This window comes from Tsuneonella dongtanensis, from assembly GCF_001698205.1.
GTDB classification, from domain to species: Bacteria; Pseudomonadota; Alphaproteobacteria; order Sphingomonadales; family Sphingomonadaceae; genus Tsuneonella; species Tsuneonella dongtanensis.
The window spans coordinates 2,879,641-2,892,785 of record NZ_CP016591.1; the positions used below are offsets into that span (position 1 = coordinate 2,879,641).

Here is a 13,145-nt window from a genome sequence, read left to right on the forward strand (position 1 = left end):
CGCGGGGCGTCCTTGCGCCGGACGGACTTCGCGCGCTAGGGCCGCTCTATATGATTGACGGACTGACCCGCGACATTCTGATCGTCGGAGGGGGAACCTCGGGCTGGCTGTGTGCCGCATACATGGCGAACACGCTCGGCACTGTCCGGCAAGGAGGACCGCGCATTCGCCTCATGGAAGCGTCGGACATCCCGACGATCGGCGTCGGCGAATCGACGATTCCACCGATCCGTAGCGTGATTGCGGGCACTGGCATCGATGAGGTCGATTTCCTGCGTGAGACGAATGCGACGTTCAAGATGGCAATACGCTTCGACGGATGGCGCAAGCCCGTCGCCGGATGCGAGCATGGCTTCTTCCACGCTTTCGGTCCGCACGGGCGCATCGGTAGCGAGCCACTTGCGCCCTACTGGCTCGTGTCCGGAGCGTACAAGCGAACGAGCTTCGTCGATTATTCCATGAACAACGGGCCCGCCATCGCAGCCGGCAAGGCGCCGAAGCGAATGTCGGACCAACCGTTCAAGGGCCCGCTCGACTATGCCTATCACTTCGATGCAGGTTTGCTCGCCGAATTGCTGAAAAAGAGGGCGACTAGCCTGGACGTGGAACACATCGTCGCCACGATCGACAAGGCCGAGGTATCCGGGGAGGAGATCACGGCCGTCGTGACAGCGGACGGCCGACGGCTGACGGCTGACCTGTTCGTCGATTGCACTGGGTTCTCGGCAAGGCTCATCGAGCAAGCCCTTGGCGAGCCCTTCGTTTCGGCGTCCGACACTCTGTTCTGCGACCGCGCTGTCGCCTGCCAGGTACCGTACCGGGACCCGGAATGCCCGATCCCGCCCTTCACGCGTTCATCCGCCCGACCGAACGGGTGGATCTGGGACGTGCCTCTGATGCATCGGAGGGGGACGGGGTTCGTTTATTCGAGCGCCCACATTTCCGACGAGGACGCGCGTGATCACCTGATATCTTACCTCGGCGATGACGGCGCTGGCGCAGAGCCCCGCCTTCTTCGCTTCCGCGTCGGACATCGCGACCGGCCCTGGCGCGGAAATTGCGTCGCGATCGGCCTTTCGGCGGGGTTCATCGAGCCGCTCGAATCGACCGGCATCTATTTTTCGGACATTGCGATCCGCTGGCTCACCGATTTCTGTCTCGACCGGAGGCAATTCCCCACCGCGGCCAAGGCATTCAACGAGCGGATGCAAGCCTGCTATGCCGACGTCCTCGACTTCATCAAGCTGCATTATGTCCTGAGCGACCGCGACGACACTGCATTCTGGGTCGATAATCGGGCTGCGGAAACGGTACCCGCTTCGTTACGCGAAAAGCTGGAGATGTGGGCTTACCGCATGCCGAGCGAATACGAGTTCGGGCAGCTGCCCGCCGTCTTTGGCTACTCCAACTACGTTCAGCTGCTTTTGTCGCTGGGACATCATCCTGAACTGGTGATGCTCAAGGCGCGCTATCGCGAGGTCGACCGCGCGGCGAGGATTGCCAATGCGATCGAGCAGGTCGCCGCCAGTGGTTTGGCGGCACTGCCAGGTCACAGGGATCTGCTCTCACGGCTCGCCCGAGGTGCCTGACCCACCGTGATCCCAAAGCGCGGGGGGAGATGACAGGTTCGCCAAAAGTCGGAATTGAGAAATCACGCACCTGTCACACCGCTGCAATGAATCGGTATCGAATGGCGTAGCCAGCCCCGAGCGCTCTGTCGCATACCGGAACGTCCGGGAAATTGTCGATCGGGGGCAGTCGTCCATATCGAATGAGCACTACCTGTCCGCGCCTTTCTTTCCGGCCTCCCCCCGAAATGCGCGACGTCTCAAAACGTGTACGGCACTCTCAACCTATCCCTATCGTACCAAGGCGCGCGGGCGTCGATTAATCTTCAAGTAGTTCCAACTATTCTTTTTGTGATCTCATTAGCAACCCACACTCATCGGATTTCCCTGTTGTAACAGAGGCAAGTAGACAATGTATTGCTGGACACTGTAGCTCAATATGGCAAATCTATAGCTGGTTCGATGTTGCATAATCGACACATATCCCGACCATCACACGCAAGTTCCACTAAAATTGTTGTATTTACCTGCGTACTTGCGCAGGCGTTACGGTCTGACGGGTGCGTGCCCTACACGCCCCTGAAAGCAAATTGATTTCGGCCTCCGAGGAGGCCGAGGCACTAGGGGGACATACTGTGACAAAGACCATTCTGAAGGCCGCACTTCGCGGCTCATCCTATCTATGCTCGGTCGCTCTGATAACCGTTGCCGCTCCCCAAGTCGCGTTGGCGCAGGACGCGGCACCCGATTGCGTGGACGCCGATTCCGATGGTGCCTGCGATGCGGTCGAAACAGCCGATTCGGGCGCGTCGATCATCGTGACCGGTTCGCGTATCGCGAAGCCGACCCTCGAATCGACCGTGCCGATCCTTTCGGTCGCCGGCGAGTCTTTCATCGAGCAGGGCACCAACAATATCGGCGATACATTGAACGAACTGCCGCAACTGCGGAGCACACGGCAGTCGAACAACTCAGCGACCGGTATCGGGATCGCGGGCCTCAATCTGCTCGACCTTCGTGGCCTCGGTACCAACCGCACGCTCGTCCTCGTTAATGGCCGCCGTCACGTTGCGGCGGACCTCACGAGCAACGCCTCTTCACCCGACATCAACACTCTCCCGCTCGATCTTGTCGAGCGAGTCGATATCGTTACCGGCGGCAACTCAGCGATCTACGGTTCGGACGCGATCGCGGGCGTGGTCAATTTCGTTCTCAAGCGTGACTTCGATGGCGTCCAGCTCCGCGGTGGGGCGGGCGTCAGCATGCCCGGTGGCTATGGCGGCAATCAGTTCGTTTCGGCGGTTGTCGGCAAAAACTTCGCGGACGGGCGCGGCAACATAACGCTGCATGGCGAGTATTCGCGTCAGGATCGCATTCTCGCGTCACAGATTCCAAACCTTCGCACGGTCGAAGGTCTGAACATCGTCGATGCCGATCCCGGCACCGCGCTGAATGGCAGCGACGGTAATCCCGACTCGCAGTACTTCACCAATATCCGACAGCGCAACTCGAGCCGTTATGGCCTCGTGATTATCTCTCAGCCGAATGCCAACCCGGCCTGCGGCCTGGGCGCGGGCACGACCGCGACTAACGGCACGGCATTCAACTGCCTGCTCGCGTTCGACGCCTTTGGCAACCTCGCTCCTTCGAACGAGACCGTCCGCTTCGGTACCGGTCCGATCGGCGGTGCCGCCAATGCGACCAACCTCGATACGTCGCGTGAAGGGGACATCTATTCGATCCTGCCGCGCCAGAGCCGGTACAACGCCAACCTGCTCGCGCACTACGAATTCAGCGAAGCGCTTGACGCATTTGTCGAAGCGAAGTTCGTTCGCGTCAATTCCTTCGGCTCGGGAACCGGTTATGCCGGTATCAGCGGTTCGTTCGGGACAGGTTTCGACCAGCGTGAGCGTATCCGCCTCGACAACCCTTATCTGACAACGGCGCAGCGGACGACAATCGCAAACGCGCTTTTGGCTTCAGGCTGCCGATCTTCGCTCACTCAAGCCTGTTCCACCACGACTTCGGCGGCGGGATATAACGGCTTCCTTGACGCCGGTCAGATCGCTGCGATCAATGCAGGCACTTACCGGTTCTCGCTCGCCCGGCTCAATGTGGCGGGGACGCCTCGTGACGAGAGATTTCAGCGCGACACGTTCAGGGTAGTGGCCGGTCTGCGCGGCACGTTCATGGACGATTGGACCTATGAAATCTCGGGCAACTACGGCCGAATGGAAGAAAGCACGGTCACCCGGGGCTTCATCGACGCCCAGCGTCTGGCACTGTCGCTCGACGCCGGCTTCAACCCCGCAACCAATCGTATCCAGTGTCGGTCGCAGTACGATCCTGCCGCAGCGGTCGCCTATGACCGCGGTGTTTTCCAAGCCGGTGGAACGTCGCGAGGCAATGCCGATCAGCTCGCCCGCCTTGCGGCCGACATCGCGGCGTGCGTCCCCTTCAACCCGTTTGGTGACGCAGACAACAAGGCAGCACAAGCCTATTTCGTGCGACCCTCGTTCAACGAGGGCTGGATTACCCAGAAGGTGGTGTCTGGCTTCGTCAGCGGGGATTCCAGCGAGTTCCTGAACCTGTGGGGTGGCCCGGTCAGCTTCGCGCTGGGTGCCGAGTATCGCGAGGAAGACATTTACCTCAAGCAGGACGACTTCGCGGGCACCGCGGGCAACACCAACAACGTGGTGCTTGGCCCCTCGGGTGTCTTTACCGACCCGCCGAAGTTCACCGTGAAAGAGGCATTCGGTGAAATTCGCATCCCGATCCTGGCGGATAGGCCGTTCTTCGAAGAGTTGACCCTTTCAGGTGCGGGCCGCGTTGCCAAATACCAAGGTGGCGTGGGAACGGTATGGGCCTACAACGCCGGTGTCGACTACGCTCCCGTCCGGGACATTCGCTTCCGCGCGAACTATAGCCGCGCGGTGCGGGCGCCGTTCCTTTCGGAAACGTCGGGAGCGCTGGTCAACAACTTCTCGCCGAACTTCCAGGATCCCTGCCAGCCGTCGCAGATTGGCACCGGCACTCAGTTCCGCAATGCGAATTGTACCGCCGACCTTGGCGGCTTGCCGGCGCGCAACGGGGCTTATTCGCTCAAGGTTGTGAGCGGGCCGAACCCGAACCTGCAGGCAGAAAACTCGGATTCGTGGACCTTCGGTGCGGTTCTCCAGCCGCGCTGGATCCCGAACCTGTCTCTCACAGTCGACTATTACGATATCACGGTGAACGGGATCATCGCGTCTCCCTCGGCGCAGCAGATCGCGAACTCGTGCTACGACCAGCCGACGCTCGACAACGTGTTCTGCCGTACCTTCAGTCGCTTCCGCGGCCCGGGCGTGGGACCTGACAGCGAAGTCCCGGGCGAGATTCTCAGCAATTCGTTGCTGCAGTCCCCGCTCAACTACGCGTCGCGTACCCGCCGCGGTATCGACACCCAGCTCGACTATCGCACGAGCCTGACGGATGATGTCAATCTCAGGCTGTTCGCCATCTGGACACATAACCTCGAGATCAACAACTACGAGAACCCGGCCGACCCGACGTTCACGAATCGCATCCTTGGTGAGCTTGGCGACCCCGAAGATGAATTCCGCATCGACACCGACCTGTCGGTGGGTGCGTTTACCTTCGGCCACTCGCTGCGCTACATTGGCAAGATGACGGTCGGCGCGTGGGAGAATTATTTCCCGCTCGACAACCGTGCGCCGCAGAATCTCGACGCGTCGCCGATCCGCTACTATCCGGAAGTGTTTTACCACAACTTCCGCCTGGAGTGGGACGTGAACGGCGAGGAGGGCGATGGCAACCTCGGCCGCGACCTCAACTTCTATGTCGGTGTCGACAACGCGTTCAACAAAGTCCCGCCGCTTGGTGCGTCGGGTTCGGGCGCGGGTGGCGGCGGCGGTGGCGCCGACCGTCCGGGCTCGGCGAACACGACCGGCGCGATCTACGACGTGCGTGGCCGTCAGTTCTACGCCGGCGTCAAGATGAAGTTCTGATCGCCATATCGACTAACGAAATCGGGGGCCGGGACGCTGTTCCGGCCCCTTTTTTTGGTCTAGCTTCGCGAACATGCCGAGCGCTATCGTCAGCAACGCCCTGTCCGCGGCGCAACGTGGGGACATCGTCGGTGCTGCGCGGATGCTCGAAATCGGCGCAGCAGGGGGGGATGGTGAAGCCGCCTTCGTTCTCGCCGAATGGCGGCTGGCGGGAACAGCGATCCGCCGCGACCTCGGGGAGGCGCGCCGCTTCTACGGTCGTGCAGCCGAACTGGGCATCGCAGAGGCCGATGCAATCTACACCGCCCTTCTCGCCAATGGCGCGGGCGGCAATCCGCGCGACTGGGAATCGGCGCTGAACCGCGTCCGTCAGCAAGCGCGACACGATCCACTGGTGCGGGCCGAACGCGACTTGATCGAGGCGATGGATCTCGATCCCGACGGTAACCCGGCAGTCCTGCCGCAAACGCATTTGCTGAACTCCACGCCTGCCATCCGCACGGTAAAGGGATTGCTCACCCCGGCCGAATGTCGCTTTTTGGCCCGCGTGGCTGAAGCCGACCTGCAGAAAGCCATCGTCATCGATCCCCGAACGGGGCAGGCGCGGCGGCATCCAATCCGAACCGCCGAAAGCGCGGGGTACCCTTTCGTCCGTGAACGACCCGTACTCCATGCAATCAACCGGCGCATCGCTGCAGTCACCGGCACGAGTTACGAGCAAGGTGAACCGACCCAGATTCTCTCGTATCGACCGGGCCAAGAGTACCGACTTCACAGTGACGCCATCGCCAATGAAGCAAACCAGCGCATAGCGACGGTGCTGGTCTGCCTGAAGGATGACTTCGAAGGAGGGGAGACTGTCTTCCCCCGGTTGGGCCTGGCGTGGCGCGGGGCGACGGGAGACGCGCTCCACTTCCTGAACGTCGACAGGACCCTGCAGCCTGAACCATTGGCCTGGCACGCGGGAACCCCCGTTACGTCCGGGCACAAGATCATGCTTTCGAAATGGGTGCGGGCTAGACCGCTCGACCTCAGCGGTCCGCCTGGCCGTCCGCTTTAACCCACCGAGATCGACAGTGCGCCATCGCCCTCGTCGATCTTGACCTTCGAACCGTCGGGAATTTCCCCGCCGAGGATTTTCTCAGCGAGCGGATCCTGCAGATAGCGTTGCACCGCGCGCTTGAGGGGACGCGCGCCGTAGACCGGGTCGTAGCCAACCCGGCCGAGCCAGCGACGTGCCGCGTCGGTCAGGTCCAGTTCGATCTTGCGGTCCTTCAGCAGCTTCTGCACCCGGCCGACCTGGATATCGACGATCGGGGCCATGTGCTCCTGCGCCAACCGGTGGAACAGGATGATTTCGTCGAGACGGTTGAGGAATTCGGGACGGAAGTGCGCCCGCACGACGTCCATCACCTGCGGCTCCACGCTCTCGACCGCCTGCCCTTCCTCTAGTCCGGCGAGGAACTGGCTGCCGAGGTTGGACGTCAGGATGATCAGCGTGTTCGAGAAGTCGACCACCCGGCCCTGCCCGTCGGTCAGGCGACCGTCGTCGAGCACCTGGAGCAGCACGTTGAACACGTCCTGGTGCGCCTTCTCGACCTCGTCGAACAGCACCACCTGGTAGGGACGACGACGAACCGCTTCGGTTAGTACACCGCCCTCCTCATAACCAACATAGCCCGGAGGCGCACCGATCAAGCGCGCAACCGCATGCTTTTCCATGAACTCCGACATGTCGATGCGGACCATCGCGCTGTCGTCGTCGAACAGGAATCCTGCGAGCGCCTTGGTGAGCTCGGTCTTGCCGACGCCGGTGGGGCCGAGGAACAGGAAGCTGCCGAGCGGCCGGTTGGGATCCTGCAGACCCGCCCGCGCACGCCGCACCGCCTTGGAGACTGCCTGGACGGCTTGCTCCTGGCCGATCACGCGCTTGCCGATCACGCTTTCCATGGCCAGCAGCTTTTCGCGCTCGCCTTCCATCATCTTGTCGACCGGCACACCGGTCCACTTGCTGACGACCCCGGCGATGTCGTCGGCCGTGACTTCCTCGCGCAGCAAGGCATTCTCCGAATGCTCACCCGCCGCAGCGAGCTGCTTCTCGAGTTCGGGAATACGGCCATACGATAGCTCGCCGGCCTTCGCGAGATCGCCCTCGCGCTGCGCCTGTTCGAGCTCGATACGCGCGGCGTCGAGCTGCTCCTTGATCTTGCCTTCGGCCGCGATCTTGTCGCGCTCGTTCTGCCAACGGGTCGTCAGTTCGCTCGATTGCTGCTCGAGGTTGGCGAGCTCGTCGCGCAGCGCCGCGAGGCGATCCTTCGACGCCTGGTCGCTCTCCTTGGCCAGCGCCAGTTCCTCGATCTTGAGCTGGATGATCCGCCGGTCGAGCGTCTCGATCTCCTCGGGCTTGGATTCCACCTCCATGCGGATCCGGCTCGCCGCCTCGTCCATCAGGTCGATCGCCTTGTCGGGCAGGAAGCGGTCGGAAATATAGCGGTTGCTGAGCGTCGCCGCGGCGACGATCGCGCCATCGGTGATCCGCACGCCGTGGTGGAGTTCATAGCGGTCCTTGAGGCCGCGCAGGATCGAGATCGTGTCCTCGACCGTCGGCTCGCCCACGAACACGGGCTGGAAGCGCCGCTGGAGCGCAGCGTCCTTCTCGACGTACTTCTGGTATTCGTCGAGCGTGGTCGCGCCGATGCAGTGCAACTCGCCGCGGGCGAGCGCCGGCTTCAGCAGGTTGCCCGCGTCCATCGCGCCCTCGGACTTTCCGGCACCGATCAGCGTGTGCATCTCGTCGATGAAGAGGATGATGTCGCCCTCGGCGCCCTTCACTTCGTCGAGAACGGCCTTCAGCCGCTCCTCGAACTCGCCGCGATACTTCGCGCCCGCGATGAGAGCGCCCATGTCGAGCGCCATGAGCTTGCGGTCCTTGAGGCTGTCGGGCACGTCGCCGTTGGCGATGCGCAGCGCCAAGCCTTCGGCTATCGCAGTCTTGCCGACGCCGGGCTCGCCGATGAGGACGGGGTTGTTCTTGGTCCGCCGGGCGAGGATCTGCACCGTGCGGCGGATTTCCTCGTCGCGGCCGATCACGGGGTCGAGCTTGCCCGACTTTGCCACCTCGGTGAGGTTGCGCGCATACTTGCTCAGCGCGTCGTAGCTTTCCTCGGCGCTCGACGAGTGCGCCTGCCGCCCGCCGCGCAGCTCTGTAATCGCTTCCTCGAGGCCCTTGGCGGTCAGCCCTGCGGCCTTGAGCCCCTGCCCCGCAGCAGTGGTCGTCGCGAGCACTAGCGCGAGAAGCATCCGCTCCACGGTGACGTAGCTGTCGCCGCTCTTGGTCGCGAGCTGCTCGGCCTGGTCGAGCACGCGCACCGCGTCGTTGTCGAGCCCCGGAGTCGCCTGCGCGCCGCCGCCCGAAACGGCCGCGATCTTGCCGAGCGCGGCATCGACGGCCTGCACCGCCACCGCCGGATTGCCTCCGGCCCGCGTGATCAGCCCCGCGGCCATGCCCTCGCTGTCCTCGAGCAGGGCTTTCGCCAGGTGCTCGGGGGTGATCCGCTGGTGGTTCATGCGGATGGCGACGGTCTGCGCGCTCTGGATGAAACCCTTGGCGCGGTCGGTGAACTTCTCGAGGTTCATGGGTGTATCAGCCTCCTGTTACACCCACAGATATTGTTGCTTCTCCGCAACACAAGGGGTGTCAGCGGCTGGCGGCAAAACTCCGTACGAATTCCTCGAGAAGGCGCACGCCAAAGCCGGTCGCTCCCTTGGGAACGGTCGGCTGCGGAGTTGACGCCCACATGGTGCCCGCCATGTCGACGTGCGCCCACGGCAGCGCTTCTGGCACGAAGCTGCCGATGAACGCCGCCCCGTGGCTAGCACCCGGCCCGCCGCCTTCGACGACGTTCTGAAAATCGGCGATGTCCGACTTCAAATCCTTGAAATGATTGGGGTGGAGCGGAAGGCGCCAGACCGCTTCGCCGCTGGCCTCGCCAGCCTTCGTCAGCGTCGCGGCAAGCGCATCGTCGCGCGAGAACAGCCCGGCGTATTCGTCGCCCAACGCCCCGATGACCGATCCCGTGAGCGTGGCGATATCGACGATGGCCGCAGGCTTGTGCCGCGCGGCGACGTATTCGACGGCGTCCGCGAGCACGAGGCGTCCTTCCGCGTCGGTATTGAGCACCTCGATCGTCTTGCCGCTCATCGTCCGCACGACGTCGCCGGGGCGCTGGGCGTTTCCGCCCGGCATGTTCTCGGCGAGCGCAGCGACGGCCACCACGTTGACCGGCGCGCGCGAGGTCGCCAGCGCCAGCACGGTGCCGACCACGGCTGCCGCACCGGACATGTCGCCCTTCATCCGCGACATCCCGCTGCCGTCCTTGAGCGAAATGCCGCCTGAATCGAACGTGATGCCCTTGCCCGCCAGCGCCACGGGCTGGCCGGTCGCACCACGATAATGGACCAGCAGCATCCGCGGCGGACGGCGAGAGCCCTGTCCCACCCCTAGGATCGCGCCCATGTTCTCACGCTGCATCGCCGCTTCGTCGAGCGCTTCGATGGTGACGCCCGGCACGCCGGCGAAGGCCGCGCGGGTGCGATCGACGAAGCTCTGCGGCCAGATCACTCCGGCGGGTTCGGTAGCGAGGTCGCGGGTCAACCGCGTGCCCTCGGCGATGCCCCGGTGACGCGCATGCCATGCCGCTCGCGCCGCGTCGGCGCCCTCGCCTACCACCGTAACCGGGGCCGAGGGCGGCGGCGCCCCCGCACCGGTCTTGTAGCGATCAAAACGGTATTGCCCGAGCGCGTAGCCGAGCGCAGCCTCGGCAAGGGTTGCCCCGCTTCCAGCGCCCACGAGCGCGACGGGAGCCTTCTCGCCCTTCATTTCCTGCGCCGCCTTGCCGGCGGCATCCCGGATCGCCGTCACGCTCGGTTCGGCTCCGGTTCCAACGACCAGCAAGCGAGGCCGGCCGCCGACCCCCCGGAGGGACAGGACTTCCCCGGCCCCGGCGGCAAAACCGCCCGAAGCGACGGCAGCGGCGATTCCTTCGCGCTCTGCAGCGGTCAGACTGATGGTCGCGGGAACATCCGGACCGGACATCAGCACGACCAGCGCGGCATCGGCAGGAATGGTGGTGGAAAAGGCGATCGGCCGCTCGGCGCTGTTGGCGGCGATGGCCGGTGCAACCTGGTGGCCGGGTGCGTCCTGGCCGATTGCCGGAGCCGACAGGGCCGTAGCGGCAAAAAGAAGCGAAAGCGGAGCGGCGCGCATGAAATTCTCCCCTTCAGCCCGCGACTTGGCGGGCGCTTGCGTGCGCGCGGCGCTTGACCGGGGCTCCAGTGCAAAGCAAGTCGCTGGTCGACGAAAGTGGGATGGGGTCGGATGGACGCAAGACGCAAGACGCGGTCGAAGTGGCTTGGCATACTTGCCGCGATCTTCGGCGTGGCTTTGATCGCGGTGCTTGCCGGCCTTCTGGTGTGGGAGCCTTTCGCGGCATCTCCCGGAGCGCCGCCACCCGCTCGCGCCTATCGGGCCGAGATCGTCCGCGACGAATGGGGCGTACCGCACGTCTACGGCAAGACAGACGCCGACGTCGCATACGGGGTCGCGCGGGCCCACGCCGAGGACGACTTCTTCACCTTGCAGGACGTCGTCGCGATGACACGTGGGCGCTACGGCGCGATCAAGGGCGAAGAAGGCGCGATGTTCGACTACGTCCTCGCGCTGCTCGATGCGCGGGGAACGGCGCAGCGCGAATACGCGAAGCTCGCGCCGAGGACCCGCGCGGTACTCGAAGCATATGCCACCGGCCTCAACGATCACGCCGCCGCGCATCCGGGCGAAGTGAAGCTCGGCAACCTGTTCCCGGTCAACGGCGAAGACATCGCGACCGGTTTTGCGCTGCGCCAGCCGTTCTTTTTCGGCCTCAACGGCACGATCGGCCCGCTTGCCAAGGGCGATACCCTGCTGCCCGATCCCGGACCCAAGCTCCGCGGGCCGCTGCCCGACCGCGAGGGGGCGGAGAATCTCGGCTCGAACGCGTTCGCTATTGCCCCCGGCCGTTCGGGCGACGGGGTCACTCGCCTGGTTTCCAACAGTCACCAGCCGTTCTGGGGCGGTGTCGCGTGGTACGAACTCGTGGTCGAGAGCGACGAAGGATGGCACTTTGCCGGCGCGACATTCCCCGGCAGCCCCTTCCCGTTCCTCGGCCATAACCGCGACCTCGGCTGGACCAACACGGTCAACCAGCCGGACATGATCGACGTCTACAAGCTCGTGCTTGACGACAGCGGCGAGAATTACCGGCTCGACGGCAAATGGCTGCCGCTCGAGCGGAGCACCGTGCGGCTGCCGGTGCGTCTTGGCCCTCTGGTCCTGCCGGTCGGTCGCGAGGTCCTGCGCAGCGCCCACGGCCCGGTCGTCCAGAACGGGCACGGCACCTTCGCCTTCCGCTACGGCGGGATGGGCAGCCTCGCGACGCTCGACGCGTACTACGACATCAACAAGGCCAGGACCTACGAGGAGTGGCAGGCGATCCTGGCGCGGCAGGCCATTCCTTCGACCAATTTCATCTATGCCGACAAGACGGGGACCATCGCCTACTGGTACAACGCGTCGATCCCGCAAAGGCAGAAGGGCATCGACTGGCGCGGAATCCTGCCGGGCGACCGCAGCGACCTGATCTGGAACGCGCTTGTGCCGTTCGAGAGCCTGCCGAACCACGTGAACCCGGCAAGCGGCTTCGTGTTCAACGCGAACAACACGCCGTTCGTAGCCGCGGGCAAGGCCAGCGACCTGTCGCCCGACAGCGTGCCTCCCGAAATGGGCGTCGAGCTCAGGATGACCAATCGCGCCTACCGTGCGGCGAAGCTGCTAGACGAGCCTGGCCCGATCGATCGCGCCCGGCTCGAGGCGATCAAGTACGATACCGGGTGGGAGCGACAGGGCTACGTCAAGCGCGTGCTCGACGGGATCGCGGCGCTGGACACGCGCGGCGATCCGCTGCTGGCCGAGGGCCAGCGCCTTCTGGCGGGCTGGGACATGACCAGCGACGGCGCCGGGAGGGCGGACGCGCTCGCCTTGCTCGTGATGCGCCCGGCAATGGGCGAGGATTATTCCGGAAAACCACTCACGCCCGCGCGCAAGCTGCTGAGGGACGCGGCCACCCATCTCGAGACCCATTTCGGCAGGCTCGATCCCCCGCTGCAGACCGTGCTCCGGCTGCGCCAGGGCCCAGGGCCCCACGCCATCGACCTGCCGCTCGACGGCGGCAGCGATACCCTGCGCGCCTCGACATTATGGGACGTGGAGCCCGACGGGCGGCTCAAGGTGAAGCACGGCGACAGCTTCATCCAGTTCGTCGAATGGGCGCCGGGCAAGCGGGTCGTCAGCCAGTCGATCCAGCCCTTCGGTGCCGCCACGACACGCCCCCGCAGCGTTCACTACAGCGACCAGGCTGCACTGTTCGTCCAGCACAAGCTGAAACCGGTGCACTTCATGCGCGCCGATGTGCTGAAGAATGCCGTCAGTCGAAAAGTCGTGACGCATCGCCTGCGTCCTGGCTAGGATAACGTC

Annotated in this window: 6 protein-coding genes; 4 read left to right on the top strand and 2 right to left on the bottom strand. The window is 64.2% G+C overall.

Annotated features, from left to right (window positions below; all coding sequences use genetic code 11):
• Positions 1-50: 50 nt before the first annotated feature.
• From A6F68_RS14015 to A6F68_RS14025, 3 genes are all read left to right on the top strand, one after another.
• A complete protein-coding gene (locus A6F68_RS14015) occupies positions 51-1,589 on the top strand; it encodes a tryptophan halogenase family protein (protein ID WP_067681466.1) in 1,539 nt (512 codons plus the stop codon).
• A 614-nt stretch (positions 1,590-2,203) separates the two neighbouring features.
• Entirely contained in the window at positions 2,204-5,575 is a 3,372-nt protein-coding gene (locus A6F68_RS14020) for a TonB-dependent receptor domain-containing protein (RefSeq protein ID WP_198152625.1), read from the top strand.
• Between the two features lie 142 nt (positions 5,576-5,717).
• Entirely contained in the window at positions 5,718-6,635 is a 918-nt protein-coding gene (locus tag A6F68_RS14025; protein WP_198152626.1) for a prolyl hydroxylase family protein, read from the top strand.
• Here the strand turns inward: A6F68_RS14025 and clpB are convergent.
• Both clpB and A6F68_RS14035 read right to left on the bottom strand, forming a co-directional pair.
• Positions 6,632-9,211, bottom strand: coding sequence for an ATP-dependent chaperone ClpB (gene clpB / locus A6F68_RS14030; RefSeq protein ID WP_067681475.1), 2,580 nt, complete (start codon positions 9,209-9,211; stop codon positions 6,632-6,634). The two genes, A6F68_RS14025 and clpB, sit on opposite strands and share 4 nt — an antisense overlap.
• A gap of 61 nt (positions 9,212-9,272) precedes the next feature.
• Positions 9,273-10,841, bottom strand: coding sequence for a leucyl aminopeptidase (locus A6F68_RS14035; protein ID WP_067681478.1), 1,569 nt, complete (start codon positions 10,839-10,841; stop codon positions 9,273-9,275).
• Positions 10,842-10,952: 111 nt separating this feature from the next.
• Between A6F68_RS14035 and A6F68_RS14040 the strand changes: the two genes are divergently transcribed.
• Positions 10,953-13,136: an acylase gene (locus A6F68_RS14040; protein ID WP_067681481.1), complete on the top strand. Its 2,184-nt coding sequence runs from the start codon at positions 10,953-10,955 to the stop codon at positions 13,134-13,136.
• The last annotated feature ends 9 nt before the right edge of the window (positions 13,137-13,145 follow it).

Bases quoted from the DNA above. Each gene is read 5' to 3' on its own strand.
- A6F68_RS14035 (WP_067681478.1), bottom strand. From the start codon at position 10,841: ATGCGCGCCGCTCCGCTTTCGCTTCTTTTTGCCGCTACGGCCCTGTCG.
- A6F68_RS14015 (WP_067681466.1), top strand. From the start codon at position 51: ATGATTGACGGACTGACCCGCGACATTCTGATCGTCGGAGGGGGAACC.
- clpB (WP_067681475.1), bottom strand. From the start codon at position 9,211: ATGAACCTCGAGAAGTTCACCGACCGCGCCAAGGGTTTCATCCAGAGC.
- A6F68_RS14025 (WP_198152626.1), top strand. From the start codon at position 5,718: ATGCTCGAAATCGGCGCAGCAGGGGGGGATGGTGAAGCCGCCTTCGTT.
- A6F68_RS14040 (WP_067681481.1), top strand. From the start codon at position 10,953: ATGGACGCAAGACGCAAGACGCGGTCGAAGTGGCTTGGCATACTTGCC.